Annotated in this window: 18 protein-coding genes, 1 pseudogene and 1 riboswitch; of the genes and pseudogenes, 10 read left to right on the top strand and 9 right to left on the bottom strand. The window is 70.2% G+C overall.

Annotated features, from left to right (window positions below; genetic code table 11):
• Positions 1 to 13: 13 nt before the first annotated feature.
• A complete protein-coding gene (gene cofC / locus ABZ319_RS32160) occupies positions 14 to 706 on the bottom strand; it encodes a 2-phospho-L-lactate guanylyltransferase (protein WP_354990296.1) in 693 nt (230 codons plus the stop codon).
• Positions 707 to 944: 238 nt separating this feature from the next.
• Between cofC and ABZ319_RS32155 the strand changes: the two genes are divergently transcribed.
• The 3 genes from ABZ319_RS32155 (at position 945) to ABZ319_RS32145 (ending at position 3,632) form a co-directional block, all read left to right on the top strand.
• Positions 945 to 1,940 carry an NAD(P)H-dependent glycerol-3-phosphate dehydrogenase gene (locus ABZ319_RS32155; protein WP_354990295.1) on the top strand — a complete coding sequence of 332 codons (996 nt, stop codon included), beginning with the start codon at positions 945 to 947 and terminating at the stop codon, positions 1,938 to 1,940.
• Between the two features lie 65 nt (positions 1,941 to 2,005).
• A complete protein-coding gene (locus ABZ319_RS32150) occupies positions 2,006 to 3,106 on the top strand; it encodes a D-alanine--D-alanine ligase family protein (RefSeq protein ID WP_354990294.1) in 1,101 nt (366 codons plus the stop codon).
• A 142-nt stretch (positions 3,107 to 3,248) separates the two neighbouring features.
• On the top strand, positions 3,249 to 3,632 hold the full coding sequence (locus ABZ319_RS32145; RefSeq protein WP_354990293.1) for a DUF6191 domain-containing protein: 384 nt from the start codon (positions 3,249 to 3,251) through the stop codon (positions 3,630 to 3,632).
• A 134-nt stretch (positions 3,633 to 3,766) separates the two neighbouring features.
• On the opposite strand, the pseudogene ABZ319_RS32140 reads toward ABZ319_RS32145, so the two are convergent.
• A pseudogene (locus ABZ319_RS32140) lies at positions 3,767 to 4,306 on the bottom strand (DUF3515 domain-containing protein); the annotation flags it as partial.
• A gap of 284 nt (positions 4,307 to 4,590) precedes the next feature.
• On the opposite strand from ABZ319_RS32140, the gene ABZ319_RS32135 reads away from it, so the two are divergent.
• The 3 genes from ABZ319_RS32135 to ABZ319_RS32125 are packed head-to-tail and all read left to right on the top strand — an operon-like array spanning position 4,591 to position 6,764.
• The gene (locus ABZ319_RS32135; protein WP_354990292.1) at positions 4,591 to 5,721 is read left to right on the top strand and encodes a thiamine-phosphate kinase; all 1,131 of its coding nucleotides are present in this window, start codon (positions 4,591 to 4,593) and stop codon (positions 5,719 to 5,721) included.
• Positions 5,722 to 5,768: 47 nt separating this feature from the next.
• Positions 5,769 to 6,446 (top strand): uracil-DNA glycosylase, encoded by a 678-nt coding sequence (locus tag ABZ319_RS32130; RefSeq protein ID WP_354990291.1) that lies wholly within the window; start codon positions 5,769 to 5,771, stop codon positions 6,444 to 6,446.
• Positions 6,447 to 6,503: 57 nt separating this feature from the next.
• On the top strand, positions 6,504 to 6,764 hold the full coding sequence (locus ABZ319_RS32125) for a hypothetical protein (protein WP_354990290.1): 261 nt from the start codon (positions 6,504 to 6,506) through the stop codon (positions 6,762 to 6,764).
• Positions 6,765 to 6,768: 4 nt separating this feature from the next.
• Here the strand turns inward: ABZ319_RS32125 and ABZ319_RS32120 are convergent, their stop codons facing one another.
• Positions 6,769 to 7,278 (bottom strand): GNAT family N-acetyltransferase, encoded by a 510-nt coding sequence (locus tag ABZ319_RS32120; RefSeq protein WP_354990289.1) that lies wholly within the window; start codon positions 7,276 to 7,278, stop codon positions 6,769 to 6,771.
• A 121-nt stretch (positions 7,279 to 7,399) separates the two neighbouring features.
• Positions 7,400 to 7,591: a 50S ribosomal protein L28 gene (gene rpmB / locus ABZ319_RS32115; RefSeq protein ID WP_354990288.1), complete on the bottom strand. Its 192-nt coding sequence runs from the start codon at positions 7,589 to 7,591 to the stop codon at positions 7,400 to 7,402.
• Between the two features lie 302 nt (positions 7,592 to 7,893).
• Between rpmB and ABZ319_RS32110 the strand changes: the two genes are divergently transcribed.
• The gene (locus ABZ319_RS32110; protein WP_354990287.1) at positions 7,894 to 9,672 is read left to right on the top strand and encodes a DAK2 domain-containing protein; all 1,779 of its coding nucleotides are present in this window, start codon (positions 7,894 to 7,896) and stop codon (positions 9,670 to 9,672) included.
• Entirely contained in the window at positions 9,673 to 11,955 is a 2,283-nt protein-coding gene (recG, locus tag ABZ319_RS32105) for an ATP-dependent DNA helicase RecG (RefSeq protein ID WP_354990286.1), read from the top strand.
• A gap of 221 nt (positions 11,956 to 12,176) precedes the next feature.
• Here the strand turns inward: recG and ABZ319_RS32100 are convergent, their stop codons facing one another.
• The gene (locus ABZ319_RS32100) at positions 12,177 to 13,598 is read right to left on the bottom strand and encodes a short-chain fatty acyl-CoA regulator family protein (RefSeq protein ID WP_354990285.1); all 1,422 of its coding nucleotides are present in this window, start codon (positions 13,596 to 13,598) and stop codon (positions 12,177 to 12,179) included.
• Between the two features lie 259 nt (positions 13,599 to 13,857).
• On the opposite strand from ABZ319_RS32100, the gene ABZ319_RS32095 reads away from it, so the two are divergent.
• A complete protein-coding gene (locus tag ABZ319_RS32095; protein ID WP_354990284.1) occupies positions 13,858 to 14,760 on the top strand; it encodes a helix-turn-helix domain-containing protein in 903 nt (300 codons plus the stop codon).
• A 10-nt stretch (positions 14,761 to 14,770) separates the two neighbouring features.
• On the opposite strand, the gene ABZ319_RS32090 is transcribed toward ABZ319_RS32095, so the two are convergent.
• From ABZ319_RS32090 to metE, 4 genes are all read right to left on the bottom strand, one after another.
• A complete protein-coding gene (locus tag ABZ319_RS32090) occupies positions 14,771 to 14,941 on the bottom strand; it encodes a DUF1737 domain-containing protein (protein WP_354990283.1) in 171 nt (56 codons plus the stop codon).
• Between the two features lie 9 nt (positions 14,942 to 14,950).
• Positions 14,951 to 15,511 (bottom strand): hypothetical protein, encoded by a 561-nt coding sequence (locus tag ABZ319_RS32085; protein ID WP_354990282.1) that lies wholly within the window; start codon positions 15,509 to 15,511, stop codon positions 14,951 to 14,953.
• Entirely contained in the window at positions 15,508 to 16,077 is a 570-nt protein-coding gene (locus tag ABZ319_RS32080) for a TetR/AcrR family transcriptional regulator (protein ID WP_354990281.1), read from the bottom strand. The genes ABZ319_RS32085 and ABZ319_RS32080 overlap by 4 nt, the downstream gene beginning before the upstream one ends.
• 398 nt (positions 16,078 to 16,475) lie before the next feature.
• A complete protein-coding gene (gene metE / locus ABZ319_RS32075) occupies positions 16,476 to 18,737 on the bottom strand; it encodes a 5-methyltetrahydropteroyltriglutamate--homocysteine S-methyltransferase (protein WP_354990280.1) in 2,262 nt (753 codons plus the stop codon).
• A gap of 142 nt (positions 18,738 to 18,879) precedes the next feature.
• A riboswitch (cobalamin riboswitch) is annotated at positions 18,880 to 19,077 on the bottom strand.
• A 268-nt stretch (positions 19,078 to 19,345) separates the two neighbouring features.
• On the opposite strand from metE, the gene ABZ319_RS32070 reads away from it, so the two are divergent.
• The coding region (locus ABZ319_RS32070) for a pyruvate carboxylase (protein WP_354990279.1) at positions 19,346 to 21,123 on the top strand (1,778 nt) is incomplete at its 3' end.

Here is a 21,123-nt window from a genome sequence, read left to right as displayed (position 1 = left end):
AGATCACGCCCGGTCAGCACAGTGAAGAACGGGCCCGGTGTACTTGTTCCGCTCCTCGACACGCGTGAGACACGCCGATTTCACGCAGTAGCGCGGTGGTGGCCGCGCCGACACCGAGCGCGGCCGCCCGGTCGAGATCGGCGGTGGTGTCCACGTCCTGTCGTAAACCCGGCCACTCCCCGAGGAGTTCCACCGCACCGGCGGATATATGCCTGCGCGCGGAATCGGGCCCGAAGAGCGGATCGAGCTCGTTGCGGCGGCCGCGCACCAGCAGGGCGACGGTGCCGCTGCCTTCGTGATCGGTCACCACCGTGCGGGGCCGGGTGGCCACGCGAAGCACCCCGGACAGTTCATCCGGGCGGAGCGCGGGCAGATCCGCTTGCAGGGCAAGCAGATCTACCGGGCCGTGCCGGCGGCGGACGGCGGCGGCCCCGGCCGCCAGCGCCGCGTTCAGTCCGCCCGTGCCGCGGGCGGGTTCGGGTTGGACGTGCGCGCCCAGTTCGCGCACCAGTTCGGTGACCACCGGATCCGGCGTCACCACCGTCACCGAGGCGATCCCCGGCGTGACCACCGCGGCGGTCACCGTGTCGGTCAGCATGGCCAGCACCAGCCGCGGCCGATCCTGCGGGCGCAATCCATCGGCGAGCCGGCTCTTGGCGAGCCCGAGACTCTTCACGGCGATAACCGTGTGCACGGACGGGCGCATGTCCGAATCCTCCCACTCGAATCCGAAGGCCGCGCGCGCGGCCATCCGGGTGCAGCGAGATCGGGCGGCCGGGGTATTCCGCGGGCGCCCCGGATGCCGGTCTGCTACGGCTGCGCACGACCTTCAGTGTGCGTGCCCGAGCCGGTGTGTCGCGACGGGTCACGGGGGTTTGCATGCTCAGCCGGTGTGCCGTGGCGCGCTCGGCGTGGTGGGTTGCGGCGCCGCATATATTGGGCTGATGGCGAGGGCAGCAGTACTGGGAGCGGGTTCTTGGGGGACCGCGTTCGCGAAGGTGTTGGCAGAGGCGGGGACCGAGGTCACCATGTGGGCCCGGCGGCCGGAGGTGGCCAAGGTGCTGGCCGACGAACACCGCAACCCCTGGTATCTCCCCGAGGTCGAACTGCCGCCCATCGCGGCCACCCACGATCACCGCGTCGCGCTGGCGGGGGCCGACATCGTGGTGCTGGCGGTGCCGTCGCAGACGCTGCGGATCAATCTCGCCGAATGGCGCGACGACATTCCGGCCGAGGCCACCCTGCTGAGCCTGGCCAAGGGCATCGAGACCGGCACGCTGCTGCGCATGAGTCAGGTGATCGCCGAGGTGAGCGGCGCGGATCCGAGCCGGGTCGCGGTGCTCTCGGGCCCCAACCTCGCGCATGAGGTCGCCGCGCGCCAGCCGACCGCGACCGTGGTCGCCTGCACCGACACCGCCCGCGCGGAGGCGGTGCAGCACGCCAGCGCCACCGGTTACTTCCGGCCGTACACCAACAGCGACGTCGTCGGCTGCGAGATCGGCGGTGCGTGCAAGAACGTCATCGCCCTGGCCTGCGGCATCGCGTCGGGAATGGGATTGGGCGACAACTCCATTGCCAGTCTCATCACCCGCGGGCTGGCCGAGATCATCCGCCTCGGCGTGGCCGTGGGGGCCGAACCGGTCACCCTGGCGGGCCTGGCCGGGGTCGGCGATCTCGTCGCGACCTGCACTTCGCCGCTGTCGCGCAACCGGTCCTTCGGGTTCGCGCTGGGCCGGGGCGGCAGCATGGAGACCGCGCAGCGCGCCACCAATGGCCAGGTGGCCGAAGGTGTGAAGTCCTGCACATCGGTACGGGCACTGGCCGCCGCGCACGGGGTCGAGATGCCGCTGACCAATGCCATGCATCAGGTCTGTCACGAGGGTCTGCCCACCTCCGAGGCCGTCGGGCAGTTGCTCGGGCGCCGTTTGAAATCGGAATGAAGCAGGTCCGAGTCGAGCCGACCGCGTAACACGATCGCCACCGCCGACCCGCTAGGGTTCCGGGCATGACCAACAGGATCCGGGTGGCGGTGGTTTTCGGCGGCCGCAGCAATGAGCACGGCGTCTCGTGCGTGTCGGCTCGCACTGTGCTGAGCAGCCTCGATCCGCAACGGTACGAGGCGGTTCCGATCGGCATCACCCGCGACGGCACCTGGGTGCTCAGTGCCGCGGACTCCGCGGTGCTGACCGCGGACGCCGGTCGGGAACTGCCCTCGGTCGGCGTCGAGGGCACCACCCTGACCCTGGCCGCGGATCCCAGCCGCTCCGGCAGCCTGGTGCCGCTGGACGGCGCGGACGCGGTGCTGGACAGCGTGGACGTGGTATTCCCGGTGCTGCACGGCGCTTTCGGTGAGGACGGCACGCTCCAGGGCCTGCTCGAGCTGGCGGGTCTGCCGTACGTGGGGCCGGGCGTGCTGGCCAGCGCGGCCGGCATGGACAAGGAGTTCACCAAGAAACTCCTTGCCGCCGAGGGGCTTCCGATCGGCACCCAGGTGGTGCTGCGCCCGGGCGTGCCGACGGTGAGCGAGGCCGACCGGGCCCGGCTGGGCCTGCCGGTGTTCGTCAAGCCCGCGCGCGGCGGATCCTCCATCGGCATCACCAAGGTCGACAGTTGGGACCGCCTCGACGAGGCCATCTCCGCCGCGCGCCTGCACGATCCGAAGGTGATCGTGGAGGCCGGGATCGTCGGCCGCGAAGTCGAGTGCGGCGTACTGGAATTCCCGGACGGCCGGGTGGAAGCCAGTGTGGTGGCGGAGATCCGCATGCCCGAGGAAACCCCGGAGGGCCCCGAGTTCTACGACTTCGACACCAAGTACCTCGACGACGTGTGCGAGTTCGACGTGCCGGCCAAGCTGGACGATGATGTGGCACAGCAGATCCGCGAGACCGCGGTGGCCGCGTTCAAGGCACTGGACTGCCAGGGGCTGGCTCGGGTCGACTTCTTCGTGACCGCGGACGGGCCGGTCATCAACGAGATCAACACGATGCCCGGGTTCACGGCCATCTCCATGTACCCGAAGATGTGGGAGGCCACCGGGCTGGACCGGCAGACGCTGGTGAGCACGCTGGTCGAGACCGCGCTGGCGCGGGGCACCGGCCTGCGCTGATTGCCGGGGCGCCGGGCCGCGCCGATTTCCGGGCTACCCGGGGTCGGGACCGATGGCCCGTGAGACCGGGGCGTGCCGATGCGCCGCGCCGAATTCTCGCAAGGCGCCGAATTCTCGCAACGGGACGGGCCACCCTGCGAGGGTGGCCCGAGTCGTGTCCGGAGTTCCCGCCATCGAAGGGATGGCGGGCCGGGCGGTGCTGGGTACCCTCGAGGGGGTGATCATGGCGATGACGATCCCGGGCCTGGCCATCCTGATAATCGCGGTGGCGTTCGCCGAAGTGGCCTACCGCAGGGTGACCGGCCGCACCGGGCTGCCGTGGATGCGTGGCGACGCCGACGAGCAGCGCAGCGCCGCCGCCATCGGGTTCGAGCAGTTCGACGCCATCTTCAGCAATGGCAAGCGCGCCGAGTTCGAACAGCGCCAGTCCGTGCTCATGCACCGGGAGAACCCGGGCGACGGCACCGACGGCTTCACGATCGACCTGACCTCCGGCGTCGCCAAGCTCCGCGGTCCCGCGGTCTGATCCCGGGCGTCGCTGCCCGTCCTACCGTCGCGAGCGCAGAGCCGCGCGGGTGGAGAGGTGTCGCTTCGCGCGCGTGCGCCGAGCGATCCGCACACCCTCGCGGGCCGATCCGGGGCGCGCGATCTCCGACCGGCTCAGTTGGGGAGGGGGTTCGGGTCCAACGGCTGCTGGGGGATCGTCTTCGTGATCGCGTCCGAAACCTCTTGCAGGGGAGTCGGTCCCGCCGTGTTCGGCATCGTCAGGGCGATGTAGGTGCCGCGGTCGACGGCGAACCAGGTGCCGGAGGTCGCGCCGCTGGTCTCGTCGCGGACCTCGAACCAGTTCACGCCGTTCACCACCTGTAGCGGGGAGGCGCGGTTGAACTCCAGGGGGCGGTCCAGGCCGCAGCGCAGGACCAGGGGCTCGCCGCCGTCGGGGAGCTGCCACGCCTTGGTGGCCTGCGGTGCGGGCTCGACCAGTTCGGCGGTCGTGTAGTCGCCGATGGTCTGCGGCAGTTCGGGGAGCAGCGCCGTGCACTGCGGGCCCGGCGCGCCCGGCGCGGGGACCGAGCCGAGGGCCAGGGGCTCGCGGGCCGGATTGCGGTTGGCGATGACGCCTGCGACGAGGACGCCCACCACGAGCGCTACCGGCAGCGCGACGGCCGTCGCGATCAGCGCGGGGGAGCGGCGGGTTTCGTAGTCGGCCTCGTTGTCGGCTTCGGCTTCGGTGGTATCGCCGGGATCGGCCGGGGCCGCGCTCTTTCCGGAGGTGCGTTTGCCCAATTCGGGCTTGGATACGGCCGAATCGCCCGCGTCGGTCTCGGACTTCGCCGGGGTGGCCGGAACAGGGGTGGCCGGATCGGCGGCGGCGTCCGGCGTGGTGCCGTCGGCTTCCGTGCCGCTGGTGTCGTTGCTCATCCGGTCGTCGGTCCCCGATCGTGCCGTGCCGGGCACAGCGCGTCCCGGCTGGTGGTCGTCGATTGCGTGTCCGAGGGTACCGTCGATGCGTCCGCCGCCCGCAGCCACTCACCCGCGAGGAGACCCCCATCACCACCAGCAGCAATTCGCCCGCGGGCGCCGGCGACGCGCGGCCGTCCGCTCCGGGCGCGGAGACCTCGGCGACCGGCCGTGATCCGCGCACGGTGCGCGACGCCGGGGAGTTCGCGCTGATCGAGGCGATCAACGCCGGGCGCGTGCAGGCCCCGGGTGTGCTGCTCGGTCCGGGGGACGACGCGGCGGTGCTGGCCGCGCCCGCCGGGCGCTACGTGGTGACCACCGACATGCTGGTGCAGGACCGGCACTTCCGGCTGGACTGGTCCGGGCCGCGGGACATCGGGCGCAAGGCCATCGCGCAGAACGCGGCCGACGTGGTGGCCATGGGCGCGGCCCCGAGCGCGTTCGTGGTGTCGCTGGGCTGTCCGTCGGACACCCCGGTCGACTTCATCACCGAACTGGCCGACGGCATGTGGGCCGAGGCCGCGCGCGCGGGCGCCTCCATCGCGGGTGGCGATTTCGTGCGCAGCCCGCTGCTGGTGATCTCGGTGACCGCGTTCGGGGATCCCGTTGCGCGGGAACCGATTCTGCGTTCGGGCGCGCGGCCGGGGAATGTGGTCGCCGTGGCCGGGCTGCTCGGCTGGTCCGGTGCGGGACTGGCGGTGCTGTCGGCCGGAGGGCACCCCGAATCGGTGGATCCGGCCGCAGCCGACGCCGGTCTGCTCGCCGATGCCGTTGCCGTGCACAGGGTTCCGCAGCCGCCGTACGACGCCGTGCTCGGACTGCCGGGCGATGCGGGCATCACCGCCATGACCGATGTGTCGGACGGACTGCTCGCCGATCTCGGCCACATCGCCCAATCCTCGGGCGTCGCCATCGATCTCGACTCCGCGTCGCTGGGCGATCCGGCGCTCGACATCATCGCGAAAACGCTCGGCGGGGACGCGCTGGAGTGGATTCTCGCTGGTGGGGAGGACCACGCGTTCGCCGCGACGTTCGCCGATGCCGCCGCGGTGCCGCCCGGCTGGCTGGTCGTCGGGCGGGTGCTCGCCGGGGCGGGCGTGACGGTGGACGGCGCGGTGCGAACCGGACCCACCGGTTGGGAATCCTTCACATAGCCGGGTGCCATTCCGCCGGGATTCCGGGCACGATATGTTCTCCCGACATGGGCAACAAACCACTTTCGGAAGTCGTGGATTCGGGTTGGGCGGAGGCCCTCGAACCGGTGGCCGACAACATCGCCGCGATGGGCGAATTCCTTCGCACCGAAAACGCCGAGGGGCGTGGCTATCTCCCCAAGGGGGACGATGTGCTGCGCGCGTTCCAGCGGCCTTTCGACAAGGTGCGGGTGCTCATCGTCGGCCAGGATCCCTATCCGACCCCGGGCCATGCCATGGGCCTGAGTTTCTCTGTGGCGCCGGATGTTTCGCCGGTGCCGCGGAGTTTGAGCAATATTTTCTCCGAGTACACCAAGGATCTCGATCTCCCCACCCCGTCCAACGGCGATCTGTCGCCGTGGTCGGATCAGGGCGTCCTCATGCTGAACCGAGTGCTCACCGTGCAGCCGGGCCAGGCGGCCTCGCATCGCGGTAAGGGCTGGGAGAAGGTGACCGAGCAGGCGATTCGTGCGCTCGTCGCCCGCGATCAGCCGCTGGTGGCGATTCTGTGGGGCCGGGACGCCTCCACCCTCAAGCCGATGCTGGGCGGCACCCCGTATCTCGAATCCGCCCATCCCTCACCGTTGTCCGCTTCGCGCGGATTCTTCGGATCTCGTCCCTTCTCCCGCGCCAACGAATTGCTCGGTACATTGGGTGCCGCGCCGGTGGACTGGCGACTGCCGTAACGGCATTCGCCGGGTCCATTGATTCGGCGGGGATTCGATAGCAATAGGAGCTTGCGTATGCAGAACAAGACCGCCCGTGGTGTTTTCGTCACGCTCGTCGCGGGTGCGGCCCTCGCCGTCCCGGCGGCGGCCAATGCCGCGCCGCTGACCCTGGAGCCCGCGGCTCCGGCGGCCACGACCACCACCAACACCACGCCGGTGGCCAGCCTGTTCGACACCAACAGCGCGACGACCGCCTCCTCGGGCGTGACCTCGCGGGTGGCGTGCATCTTCCAGTCGCTGAGCCAGCAGCTGGACTGCTTCACGGGTCACAACTAGAGCCTCATCGGCTCGCGCGGCGCACCATGCGTACTTCGATTGCGGGAGTGAAGGCTTCGACCCGGCGTTCGCCGTCGAGCCGGAAACCGCAGGTGCGGTAGAAGGCCAGGGCGCGCGGATTCTCCTCGAACACCCAGAGGTAGGTATCGGCGTCCTCGGCCAGCACCGCGCGCATCAGATCGTGGGACACACCGGTCCCGTACCACCGGGCACGCACGTACATGGCGCTCAGTTCGTGTGCGGCGACCGGTGACTCGTCTCTAGCGGGGCCGGTGCTCGCGAAACCGATGACGGTATCCCCGTGCACGGGATCGGTGTGCACCGCGACCATGATCCGGAGGATGCCCGCGGCGCGGGTTCGCTCCCATCGCGCCGCCCCGCGCCGCACGTCGAAGGCGGCCAGCACGTGCGCGGGCACGAGTTCCCGGTACGCCTCGCGCCAGCACGCGATATGGCATTCGGCCAGGCTGTCGACGTGCTCGGGGCCGAGCGGTACAACGCGCCATTCGTTCATCGGGCGGCTTTCATCGGGCCGGGAGCGATCGTCGCGGGTGGCGCGGGCGCTCGATGCCGGGGACAACAAAAACCCCGATCATCCGAAGGCTCGAATGATCGGGGTTCTCGAAAGCTGGAAATCAGCCGCGGACGACCTTGCCCGCCTTGAGGCAGGAGGTGCACACGTTCATGCGCTTGGTGTTGCCGGGGGCAGCCAGGGCGCGCACGGTCTGAATGTTCGGGTTCCAGCGACGGTTGGTGCGCCGGTGCGAGTGCGAAACCGACTTACCGAAGCCGGGGCCCTTGGCGCAAACGTCGCAGACGGCAGCCATAGTCGCGAGCTCCTTCATGTCATGTGAGGACCCACTGCGATAGCGTGTCCGGAATCTAATGTCTTGGTACGTGCCTGCCAGCGATCCGCTGGCGAACGCGTTTCTGAGACCTGAGAGGTTCAGTGCCCGCGTCGGGCAACCGCACAAGACTAACGTCCCCTCGCCCGGCGTGTCCAATTGCCCCCCGCGTGCGCCCGTGGGAACACAGACGAACGGCAGGTGAGCGCCGGGTGTCGGCATCGCGGACTAGGCTGGCTGCCGGGGTGGACATGGACACGACGTGTGGTGGAAGGACGGTGCCGGTGCCCGGGGTAGGGGACGCGCTCGACGGATCTGCGCTGCTGCTGTGGGGCCGGCGCTGCCTGGACAGTCTGGAACGCCATCGCGACGAGATCAACGCCCTGAATGTGTTCCCGGTCCCGGATTCCGATACCGGCACCAATCTGTTCAGCACGATGCGCGCAGCGGTGCGCGCGGCGAACGAACTCGCCCCGCCCGAACTCGCGCGGAGCGTGATCGCGGGTGAGCGCGCGGACGGCCCCGGCGCGGCCACCATGCCCGGCACTGCCGACCGGCTCGGCATCGGTGACATCGCGGATGTCCGGGCGACCGGCGGGCACACCGCGCCGGCGGCGTGGGAGGTGGCCGGTGCGATGGCTCGCGCGGCGACCATCGGAGCGCGCGGGAACTCCGGGATCATCCTGTCGCAGGTGCTGCGCGGGGTGGCCGACGCGGTGCGCGAGGGTCCGCTCACCGCGATGAGTCTGCGGGTCGCGCTGCGCCGGGGCGCGTTCCTGGTGCGGGAGGCGCTGAGCTCGCCGGTCGAGGGCACGATGCTCACCGTGCTCGATCGGGCGGCCGAATGTGCGCAGCAGTGCCCGCAGCCGAGTCTGGCGGCGGTGGCGCTGGCTGCGGCGGACGGTGCGGCCGAGGCGCTGGGCGAGACGCCGGCGCAATTGGGTGTGCTGCGCCAGGCCGGGGTGGTCGATGCCGGAGCGCGCGGGCTGCTGGTGCTGCTGGACGAACTCGTCGCCGTGAGCGGCGGGCAGGCCACGGCTCGCCCGCGGTACGTACGCGACACGGCCGGGGCCGCCGCGGTGGAATCGTCGCCGGGCGGTGACGCGGGCATCGCCGGAAGCGTCGCGGCCGGAGCTGCCCCGGGGTGGGCCGGCTCGCTCGGCCTCGCTCCCCAGTACGAAGTCATGTATCTGCTGCGCGATTCCGACGCCGAACGCATCCGGGTATTGCGGGACCGGCTCGGGGAACTGGGCGATTCGGTCGTCGTGGTGGGCGGCGGCGACGATATGTGGTCCGCGCACGTGCACTGCGCCGACGCGGGCGCGGCCGTGGAGGCGGGCCTGGAAGCCGGGCGGCTCAGTGGGATCCGTGTCGAGACGCTCGAGACCTCCGCGCACGCGCGGACCGGTCCGGTGGATCGCGCGATTCTGGTGGTGGCCTCCGGCGCGGGCACGGTGCGCCTGTTCGAGCAGGCGGGCGCGGAGGTGCTCGAGGGCGAGGTGACCGTGGCCGCGCTGCTCGCCGCGATCCGCAAACTGCCGCATCGGGAGGTGCTGGTGCTGCCCAACGGCGCGCTGCCCGCGCCCGAACTGGTGGCGGTGAGCGTGGCCGCGCGAGACGGGGTGCGCGAGGTGCTCATGCTGCCCAGCGGTTCCATGGTGCAGGGCCTGGCGGCGCTGTCCATGCACGACAGCGGCCGCAAGGCGGTCGACGACGCGTTCGCCATGTCCGAGGCAGCGGCCGGAACCCGTTGGGGTGCTGTGCGAATCGCGCCGCAGCGCGCACTCACCATGGTCGGCACCTGCGAGGCGGGCGACGGCCTCGGGCTGGTCGGCCACGACGTGGTGGTGATCGATCGCGACGTGCGCGCCACCGGTCGCATCCTGCTGGACCGAATGCTCGGTCTCGGTGGGGAATTGGTCACCATGCTCATGGGAGCCGATGCGCCGCAAGGACTTTCCGAAGAATTGACCGAGCACATCGCCGGGTCCTTCCCGGGCGTCGAGGTGGTGGTCTATCCCGGCGGGCAAGCCCGGGATCTGGTGCAGATCGGGGTGGAATAGATGGCGACACTGGGTGATCGGCTCGACCACGTGCTCGGGGTCAAGGCCGCCGAACCGCTGCTCGAATCCTTCGACATGCACACCGTCGAGGATCTGCTGCGGCACTACCCGCTGCGCTACGCCACCCAGGGTCAGCCCCTCACCGAGGAGGCCCCCGAGGAGGGGCAGCACATCACCGTCATGGGCCGGGTGACCAAAACCGAACTGCGCCCGATGAAGAACCGGCGCGGCAGCCTGCTCAAGGTGAACCTGGACACCGGTTCGGCCCGCCCGATCGAGGTGACCTTCTTCAACGGCGACAAGGTGCGCTACCTGGTGAAGGAGGGGGTGCGCGCCATGATGTCGGGCACCGTGCACTGGTGGCGTCCCGATCGCTGGAACCTCTCGCACCCGGACTACCTGATCCTGCCCGACAAGGGCGACGGCTCCCTGGAGAGTCTGACCAGCGTGCGCGGCGGCGGCGCGCTGCGCGGACTCGCGCAGAGCGCGAAGGGCGCGGGCGGGGTGGACGTCTCGTTCTTCGAGCGCGAGTTCATCCCGGTGTACCCGGCCACCGCCAAGGTGCAGAGCTGGGATCTGCTGCGCTGCGTGCGGCAGGTGCTCGATCAGCTCGATCCCATCGAGGATCCGCTGCCGCAGGAGCTGCGCGACGAACACGGGCTGCTCGGGGTGTCCGAGGCGCTGCGGCTCATTCATCTGCCCGAGAGCAAGACCGATATCGAACAGGCCCGGGGGCGACTGCGCTTCGACGAGGCCCTGGCCCTGCAACTGGTGCTGGCTGAACGGCGGCACCGGACCGAGGGGCGCGCCGCCAAACCCAGCCCGCCGCGCACCGACGGCATCGCCGCCGCGTTCGACAAGCGCCTGCCCTTCGAACTGACCGAGGGACAGCGCACGGTCATCGAGGAGATCTCCGCGGATCTGTCCCGCACCCACCCCATGCACCGGCTGCTGCAGGGCGAGGTCGGCTCGGGCAAGACGATCGTCGCGCTGGAGGCGATGCTGCAGGTGGTGGACAACGGTCAGCAGTGCGCGCTGCTCGCGCCGACCGAAGTCCTTGCCGCACAGCACTATCGCTCGCTGAAGAACATGCTCGGTGATCTCGGCAACGCCGGGGAACTCGGCGCCGAGGACAACGCCACCAAGCTGGTGCTGGTCACCGGTTCCATGTCCGTCGCGCAGAAGCGCGCGGCGCTGCTGGACGCGGTCACCGGCGACGCGGGCATCCTCATCGGCACGCACGCGCTCATCCAGGAGTCGGTGGAGTTCTTCGATCTGGGCATGGTGGTGGTCGACGAACAGCACCGCTTCGGCGTCGAACAGCGGGACGCGTTGCGCGCCAAGGCCAAGAACGGCATCAGCCCGCACCTGCTGGTGATGACCGCGACCCCGATCCCGCGCACCATCGCCATGACCACCCTCGGCGACCTGGAGACCTCCACCCTCACCCAGCTGCCGCGCGGGCGCTCACCCATCACCTCGAAGGTGGTGCCCGCCAAGATGAAACCGGCCTGGGTGGACCGGGCGTGGGAGCGGATCCACGAGGAAGTGGGCGCCGGCCGGCAGGCATACGTGGTGTGCTCGCGCATCGGCGACGAAGAGGAGAAGGACGCCACGGGCGGAAAGACCAAGGCGCGCAAGGCCAAGGACGAACCGGAGAAGGAGGGGCCGACAACGCATTCGGCCGTGGACATCTACGAGATGCTGCGGACCGGGGCGCTGGCGGATCTGCGGGTCGGGCTGCTGCACGGCCGGCTGCCCACCGACGAGAAGGACCGGGTCATGCGGGCCTTCAACGACGCCGAGATCGACGTGCTGGTGTGCACCACGGTCGTCGAGGTCGGCGTGGACGTGCCCAACGCCACGGTGATGGCGATTCTGGATGCCGACCGGTTCGGCGTCAGCCAGCTGCATCAGCTGCGCGGGCGCGTGGGCCGGGGCAAACACGCGGGACTGTGCCTGCTCATCACCGAGACCAATCCGGTCGGCACCGCCATGGCGCGCCTGGAGGCGGTAGCCGCCACCACCGACGGTTTCGAACTGGCGGTCCTGGATCTGCGCCAGCGCCGCGAGGGCGACGTGCTCGGTTCGGCGCAGTCCGGCACCGCCCGCAGCCTGCGCCTGCTCTCGCTGCTGGACGACCTCGAAGTCATCACCGCCGCACAGCAGTTGGCGCGCGAGGTGGTGGCGTCCGATCCGGGACTGACCGAGCATCAGGGGCTGGCGAGAATGATGCGCGCCGCGGTCGACGGTGAGCGGCTGGAGTACCTGGCCAAGTCCTGAACGCCCGGTGAGCGTTCGGCGCACTCGGCCGGGTTCGCGCTCGCGTGCGTGTCCCCCGCGGCCGCGATCGGGCGTTTGCGAGCGGTGGGCGGCCGCGAGCCGGCGCGCGGCGCCGATCGCACGACCGCTGTCGAATCGTTCGGTCGCGATGTGATCTCTTGTGCCCGAGTGTGTTCCACGGGACGGCGGATGCCCGCCGCCGATGCGGCAACGTGCGGTGGTCAGCGCGGTATTCGCGGGTACGGGAGATCGGTGCTGGTGTTCTCGGTGATCGCCAGCGGGCGGCCGATCTGCGGGAAGGCGCGCTGGGTGCACTGGGCGCGCTCGCAGACCTTGCAGCCCGCGCCGATGGGGGTGGCGGCGGCCGGGTCCTCCAGCGGCAGGCCCGTCGAATAGGACAGCCGGTCGGCGTATTCGATGTCACAGCCCAGGCCGATGACGAAATCTTTTCCGGCGGAACCGAATCCGGTCGGGGTGGGAGTGGTGGTCCGCGCTATCCAGAGATAGCGGCGGCCGTCCGGCATGACCGCGATCTGGGTGAGCATGCGGCCCGGATGGGCGAAGGCGTCGTGCACCACCCAGAGCGGGCAGCTGCCCCCGACGCGGGAGAAGTGAAAGGCGGTGGCGGACTGGCGTTTGGAGATGTTGCCCGCGCGATCCGCGCGGATCAGGAAGAACGGCACCCCGCGCTGGCCCTGGCGCTGCAGCGTGCTCAGGCGGTGGCACACGGTTTCGAAGCCGACTTCGAAACGTAGGCTCAGCAGGTCGATGTCGTACCGTAATTCCTCGGCCGAGCGCAGGAACTTGCTGTAGGGCAGCACCAGCGCGCCGGCGAAGTAGTTGGCCAGGCCCACCCGGGCCAGGGTGCGCGATTCGCCGGTGAGGGTGGGGGTTTCGTCGAGCACCTCGTCCAGCAGATTGCCGTGCAGCAGGAACGCCAGGGTGGTGGCGATCTGGAAGGCGCGCTGTCCGGGCCGGAGTCTTCGAGCCAGGGTCAGGGTCCGGGTTTCCGGATCGTAGTGGCGTTTGGGCACATTCGGGTCCGCGCCGTCGCCGCGCACCAGCACGGTGACGCCCGCGCGTTCCTCGGCCACCCGGGCGAGCTGGCGGTCCAGCGAGCCGATGGTGAGTCCGCAGTCCTCGAACAGGCGCTCGGCGGCCAGGTCGAGCTGGGCTATGTGGTTGTGATGGTCGTAGAAGAAGTCGCGCACGTCCTCGTACGGCATCGGCACGCCCGGCGCGCCGGCCGGGGTGGCGACCTTGGCGGAGAGGAGGTCGAGTTGATCGGTGGCCGCGCGTAGTCGGCGATGCATGGCCACAACGATTTTCGCGACCTCGGGCATGCGGGTGGCGAGATCCTCCACCTCGGCCACGGGGGCCGCGTTGCCGCCCGCGGCCTCGACCAGGATCTCGTGTAGATCCGAGACGAGGCGAGCGTCGGAGTCGGCGGCGAAGAACTGAACATCCAGATCGAACGTCGAGTTCAGCTTCAGGAGCACCGGAATGGTGAGGGGCCGCTGGTCACGCTCGAGCTGGTTGAGGTAGCTGGGGGACAGATCCAGGGATTTGGCCAAGGCCGCCTGGGTCATCCGCCGTTCCTCGCGCAACCGCCGTAGTCGAGCACCCGCATACATCTTGCGCACAGTGCAGGATCGTACCGATCCTGCTTCGCAAACATCGCAGTATTGGCCGGACTGCCTATTACTTCTTATTCCTGCGAGCGGTTTCCCGTCCCCAGCGCGGCTGCGTAGCATGCGAATTCGGTGTTTGGGCACCATGCTCACTGGGCACTCATCGTACGCGGGGCGTACGTTCGCCGTGGCCGAACCGGGCGTCGAAAACCGACCGGCATCACCCCAGCAGCGGAGTGACCTGAAGTTCGCCGACGACTAGGAGACCCGCGTGCCCGCTGGCAAGACGGCCGACAGCTCCCCACCCACCCAGCGCGTGATCTCGATCGTGGAACTGCTCGCCGCCCGGCACGGGCCGCTGACCTCCGCCGAGATCGCGGACCGGCTGGAGCTGAATCGTTCCACGGCCGGGGCGATTCTGGCCGCGCTGGTCGAACGCGGCTGGGCGCGGCGGCGGCCCGACCTCGGGTACGAGCTGGGCCCGGCGCTGGCCGCGCTCGGGTTGCGCGCGGCCGATTCGCGCCGGGATCGCGCGTGGCTGAACGCCGAACTGGAACGGCTGGCCGAGCGCATCGACTGCGGCGCGGCGCTGACGGCCCTCGACGGCGAGTACCTGGAATTCCTGGCGGTCACCCGGGACCGGGTGACGGTCGGCATCGAATCCGGGGCCCGGATTCCGCTGCTGGCCCCCGCGGGCGCGGGCATCATCGCGCACGCCAGTGGTGTGCGACAGCGGGATTGGCTCGGCACCCGCGGGCCCGAACGCCGCGAGGAGTTCCTGGCCGTGCTGGACACGGTGCGCGAGAGCGGGCACTGCGCCTGGCGGCTGGAGGCGGACAGCATGCCCGCGGTCCGGGTCCTCACCGAGGTGGTCGACCACCTCGCCGAAATCCCCACCAGCAGTGAACTGCGCGGCCGTGTCCTGGCACAGCTGGCCACCATCATCGGCAGCGCCTACGACCAGCCCACCCTCGACCGCGACATCCCCCTGCCGGTGAGCTACATCAGCGCCCCGGTCTTCGACGCCGCCGGCCGCGCCGTCATGGAGCTCCAGATCGGGCCGCTGCGCGTGGCGGTGACCCGCGCCGAGCGCCGTCGCTATCTCACCGAACTCGCGGACACGGCGGGCCGGATCGGCGCGGGTCTCGAACACCATCGACTGCCCCGCGGCTGATTCGCGGCGATCATTCCCCGGGGAGAACCACGGCCTGGGCGGCGATCACGCGGGCGCCGTCGAAGGTGATCGCGGGCGATCCGTGCAGGTGATAGCCCTCGGCGAGGAGAGCGCTGACGCGCTCGCAGAAGGTCGCGTCGTCGGGGCCGGTGACGAGTCGGTAGCGCAGGGGCTCGGTCATGGCCCGAGCCTAGGCGGCGGCCGGGGCCGGCGACCCGGGGAGCGGATGCGGGTCCACCGGGAGCAGATGCGCCAGTAGCAGTTTGATCAGCAGGACCGGGGCGAACCAGGCCAGCGCCTGCGGGACCGTGAGCAGGGCGGTCACGCAGACCAGAGCGAAGGTCGTGACGGCGAATGCGCTGGGGCGGCGCAGGTTCGGGGGCGAGGAGGTGATCAGGAGGGCGCAGCACAGGGCCGTGGCGTAGATGGCGGCCGCGGTGGCCCAGGTGAAGCCGGGGGTGGCCCAGGCCAGCAGGAAGGGCTGGACGTGGATGGCCACGAAGCCCAGGTGGTGGCGCGTGGTGCGGGAGTCGCGGTGGAAGTGGTGTTTTGCGGAGGTGGTGGCGTTCACGACCGCGCCGCCGAACATGTCGAAGGCGACGAAGGTGATCACCGCGATGGTGAGCGCCGTGTACCCGGCGTGCACCGCGAGCGCGAAAGCCGCTGCCGCGCCGAGGAATGCGGTTCCCAGGGCGAGGCCGGTCTCACCCCGGGTGGCGCCGGGGGCGATGAGGTGGTCGGTGATGGTCATCCGCGTATTCCTTCCACGCAGAGCTGGACCAGCGGGGTGGCCAGATCGTTCAGGTCGAGTTCGGGGTCGAGCAGGGTCTGAATGAGGCAGCCCTCGATCGCGCCGACGATCACGGCCGCGTGCGCCGAATCGATCCCGGCGCGCAGGGAGCCTTCCGCCCGTGCGCGCGTGAGCAATTCGGCGATCACCGCGCGGTAGTCGCGGTACACGGCCGTCATGTCCAGGGGCGGGTTGGCGGCCCACACGTCCAGCAGCACCCGGGCGTGATCCGGGTGGGCGGCCAGCAGCTCGACGGTGCCGCGCACCAGGCGCTCCAGCTGATCCAGCGCGCCGCCGTCGCCCAGATCCGCGAGGGTCTCCGCGGAACGGGCGGCGTAACTGTCGAATACGCCGGTCAGGAGTTCGTCTCGACTGCCGAAATACAGGTACACGCTGCCCTTGGCGATACCGGCCGCGGCCGCCACGTCCTCGATACGCGAAGCGGCGAAACCCTTGCGGGCGAACACCTTCGCTGCGGCATCGAGGATCTGTTCCCGTCGTGCGGCCTTGTCGACGATCTTCGGCATGCTCCGATTATGAATGACCGGTCAGTCATAAACAACCCCTCGTGCCGGGTTCGCGTGGCGCGTTCGGATGCAAGCTGCCCGTGCGGCGCCGGCTGTCGAGCCGTGAAACATACTGCGGCACAGATGAATATCGAAACGCGAAAGGCCCGCAGTCGAGACTGCGGGCCTTTCCCGTTCACTCGGCGGCCGAGCGGCCGCGCCTGCCGGACGGGTCCCGTGCGACCCGCCCGATCGGCAGTGCGGCGGCTGGTCCGCCGGCGATCACCGGACCGGCTCCGGCCCGCGCGTACCGGCCGGGACCAGCGCACGGGTCCCGTGCGACCCACCCGATCGGCCTTCCGGCGGGCGGTCCGCCGGCGATCACCGAACCGGCTCCGGTCGGCTCCTACCGGCCGGGGCTAGCGCACCGCCTGTGCCGCCGCGACCATGTTGCGCAGCGACTCCTCCACCTCGGCCGGTCCGCGGGTCTTCAGGCCGCAGTCCGGGTTCACCCAGAGCCGTTCGGCCGGAACGGCTTCCAGCGCCTCGCGCAGCGAGGTGGTGATCTCCTCGACGCTCGGGACGCGGGGGGAGTGGATGTCGTACACGCCCGGCCCGACGCCGAGCGCGAAGCCCGCCGCGTTGAGGTCGTCCAGCACCTCCATGTGCGAGCGCGCCGCCTCGATCGAGGTCACGTCCGCATCCAACTCGGCGATCGCCCCGATGACCTCGCCGAACTCGGAGTAGCACAGGTGCGTGTGGATCTGGGTGGCGTCGGAGACGCCCGCGGTGGACAGCCGGAACGCCGACACCGCCCACTCCAGGTAGTTCGCCTTGTCTTCCGCGCGCAGCGGCAGCAGCTCGCGCAGGGCGGGCTCGTCCACCTGGATGACCCGGATGCCCGCGGCCTGCAGGTCTACCGTCTCGTCCCGGATCGCCAGCGCGACCTGCCGCGCGGTGTCCTCGATCGGCTGATCGTCGCGCACGAACGACCACGCCAGAATCGTCACCGGCCCGGTCAGCATGCCCTTGACCAGCTTGTCGGTGAGCGACTGCGCGTACTCGATCCATTCGACCGTCATCGGCCGGGTGCGGGTGACGTCGCCGAACAGGATCGGCGGGCGCACGCAGCGGGTGCCGTAGGACTGCACCCACGCGTTGGCGGTGGAGTGGAAGCCGTGCAGCTGCTCGGCGAAGTACTGCACCATGTCGTTGCGCTCGGGCTCACCGTGCACCAGCACGTCGATGCCCAGCTTCTCCTGCAGCGCGATCACATCGGCGATCTCCGCGCGCATGCGCTCGCGGTACTGCTCCGGGGTGATGTCGCCCTTGACCAGCGCGGCGCGCTCCTTGCGGATCGCCGGGGTCTGCGGGTACGAGCCGATCGTGGTGGTCGGCAGCAGCGGCAGCGGCAGCCGCTCGGCCTGCAGCACCCGGCGCTCGGCCGCGGGGGAGCGGCGGGTCGCCGACTCGCCCAGCGCGGACAGCCGCGCGCGCACGGTGTCGTCGCGCAGGCGCGGATCGGCGGCGCGCGAGGCCAGCGCGGCGCGCGCGGTCGCCAAATCCGCTGCGACGACGGCGGTCCCCTCATGGAGCGCCGTCGCCAGCAGTCGAACCTCGGCGATCTTCTCCGCGCCGAAAGCCAGCCACGACCGCAGCGTGGGGTCGATATCGGATTCCGCGTCCAGCGAATACGGCACGTGCAGCAGCGAACTGGAGGTCGAGACCACCAGCGCGCCGGTGCTGCCCAGCAGTGTGGCCAGGGTGCCCAGCGCCTTGTCCGGGTCCGCCCGCCACACGTTGCGGCCGTCGACCACCCCCGCCACCAGGACCTTGGTTCCGAGGGTGGTCACCGCGGCGACCTCGTCGACGGTCGTACCGGCGACGAAGTCCACGGCGATGCCCTCGACCCCGGTGGAGGCCAGCACCGGCAGTGCCGCGCCCGGGGTGCCGAAGTAGGTCGCCACCAGGATCTTCGGACGATCCGCCGCGGCGGACAGCTCGCTGTAGACGCGCCCGGCCAGTGCCAGCTCGTCCGCGCTCAGGTCGGTGACCAGCACCGGCTCGTCGAGTTGCACCCAGCCCGCGCCCGCGGTCGCGAGCTGCCGGAGCAGTTCCACGTAGTGCGGCAGCAGCGCGTCGACGCGGGCCAGCGGATCACCCGCGGCGTCCTTGGCCAGCTTCAGGAAGGTCAGCGGCCCGATGACCACCGGGCGCGCGGGCACCCCGAGCTGGATGGCCTCGGCCAGTTCGGTCAGCAGCTTGTCCGGGTGCAGGGAGAACTCGGTCTCGGCGCCCAGCTCCGGAACCAGGTAGTGGTAGTTGGTGTCGAACCACTTGGTCATCTCCAGCGGTTCGACGGTCGCGTTTCCGCGCGCGGCGGCGAAGTACGCGTCCAGCGGATCGTCGATGCCGGCCACCCGGGGCGGCAGCGCACCGAAGAGCACGGCGGTGTCGAGCATCTGGTCGTAGTAGGAGAAGGTGCCGACCGGCACCGAGTCCAACCCGGCCTCGACCGCGGCGGTCAGCTGAGCGGTGCGCAGATCGCGCGCGACGCGCCGCAGCTCGCCGGCGTCGACGCGTCCCGCCCAGTAGGACTCGACGGCCTTCTTGAGTTCACGCTTGGGCCCGATGCGCGGTAGCCCGAGAACCGTTGCGGTGAACGGTGCAGTGCTGGTCACAGGTGTGTCTCCAGTGTTGGAAAGCCACTGGCCACCGCCGCGGGTAGGAATCGAACCCGGGCATCCGAGAGCACGCCGATACACGGCGTGCGGGAACCGCCGGTCCGTCCACCCAATCCACGAGGCGGAGACCGCCGGATACGGCGTATCCGGCGCATTCGGCAGGTCTTCGGACTCGCGGGCACCGGCCGAATCGGCCGACCTACTGGCCGTCGCTTCCCAGGAGGCTTCCCAGTGCTCATGACGGCGGTCGTTCCTGCATACCGCTGCGGGACAGTCCCGGATTCTCACCGGGTTCCCTCTCACCGAGCCGCCCGAGATCGAGAGGTTCGGCTTCGACGCCGGCCGCGATCGCTGGATCGCACCCGGCGAACCGATTGCCCCGCGAGCATATCGGCACCTCGGGGCCGGTCGGTGCGGGGCGGTCGTTCACTGCCTCGGGTTAGCAAGTCGGCGAATCCGGCGGACCGCGGCGCGCGGACCTCACGATCGGCTATGTGTCCAGGTGATGAACACAAATTCGCAACCGACCGGTATGTGACTGTGAAGATTGCTGCGAACCGTACTTCGATGCTCGTTCGGCTTGCCGGGGCAGGTACCTTAGGCGAATGTTCTCCAAAGTCCTGGTCGCCAACCGCGGCGAGATCGCCATTCGCGCCTTCCGCGCGGCCTACGAACTCGGCATCGGCACCGTCGCGGTATTCCCCTATGAGGACCGCAACTCGGTGCACCGGTTGAAGGCCGATGAGGCCTATCAGATCGGCGAGCCGGGTCATCCGGTGCGCGCGTACCTGTCGATCGAGGAGATCATCAAGGCGGCCAAGACTTCCGGCGCCGACGCGATCTACCCGGGTTACGGTTTTCTTTCCGAGAATCCGGATCTCGCGGCCGCGTGCGCCCGCGAGGGCATCACCTTCATCGGGCCGTCGGCGGAGATTCTCGAATGGACCGGTAACAAGGCCACGGCCATCGCCGCGGCCAAGGCCGCCGGACTGCCCGTGCTGGCCTCGAGCAAGCCGTCCGCGGACGTGGACGAGCTCCTGAAGGCGTCGGAGTCCATGGAGTTCCCGGTCTTCGTCAAGGCCGTGGCCGGCGGCGGCGGGCGCGGCATGCGCCGGGTCGGGGATCCCGCGCAGTTGCGCGAGGCCATCGAAGCCGCTGCGCGCGAGGCGGAGTCGGCGTTCGGCGATCCCACGGTGTTCCTCGAGCAGGCGGTCATCAACCCCCGCCACATCGAGGTGCAGATCCTGGGCGATCAGCAGGGCAACGTCATTCACCTCTACGAGCGCGACTGTTCGCTGCAGCGCCGCCACCAGAAGGTGATCGAGATGGCGCCCGCCCCGAACCTGGATCCCGCACTGCGGGACAAGATCTGCGCCGACGCGGTCGCGTTCGCGAAGCAGATCGGGTACAGCTGCGCGGGCACGGTGGAGTTCCTGCTCGACGAGCGCGGCAACCACGTGTTCATCGAGATGAATCCGCGTATCCAGGTGGAGCACACGGTGACCGAGGAGATCACCGATGTGGATCTGGTGCAGTCGCAGATGCGGATCGCCGCCGGTGAATCGCTGGAAGCTCTCGGCCTGAGCCAGGAGTCGATCGTCATCCGGGGCGCGGCGCTGCAGTGCCGCATCACCACCGAGGATCCCGCCAACGGCTTCCGGCCGGACACCGGCCGCATCACCGGCTACCGCTCACCCGGTGGCGCGGGCGTGCGCCTGGACGGCGGCACCAACGTCGGCGCGGAGGTCGGCGCGTACTTCGACTCCATGCTGGTCAAGCTCACCTGCCGGGGCCGGGATTTCCAGACCGCGATGGCGCGCTCGCGCCGCGCGGTCGCCGAGTTCCGCATCCGTGGCGTGACGACCAACATCCCGTTCCTGCTGGCTGTGCTGGACGATCCGGATTTCCGGGCGGGCCGGGTCACCACCTCGTTCATCGACGAGCGCCCGCAGCTGCTCACCCTCAAGAGCTCCGCCGACCGCGGCACGAAGATCCTGAACTACCTGGCCGACGTCACGGTCAACAAGCCGCACGGCTCCCGGCCCACCGCCGTCTACCCGCACGACAAGCTGCCCGCCCTGGACATGACCGTGGCGCCGCCCGCCGGTTCGCGCGATCGGCTCCTGGAGCTCGGGCCCGAGGGGTTCGCGCGGGCGCTGCGCGAGCAGAAGGCCCTCGCCGTCACCGACACGACGTTCCGCGACGCGCACCAGTCGCTGCTCGCCACGCGCGTGCGCACCAACGGCCTGCTCGATGTCGCGGGGCACGTGGCGCGCATGACGCCGGAGCTGCTGTCCATCGAATGCTGGGGCGGCGCAACCTATGACGTGGCGCTGCGGTTCCTGTACGAGGACCCGTGGGAGCGGTTGGCCGCGCTGCGCGA

The sequence above is a fragment of the Nocardia sp. NPDC005978 genome (genome assembly GCF_040614455.1).
Classification (GTDB): Bacteria; Actinomycetota; Actinomycetes; order Mycobacteriales; family Mycobacteriaceae; genus Nocardia.
This window is presented reverse-complemented; position numbering and strand designations above follow the sequence as displayed.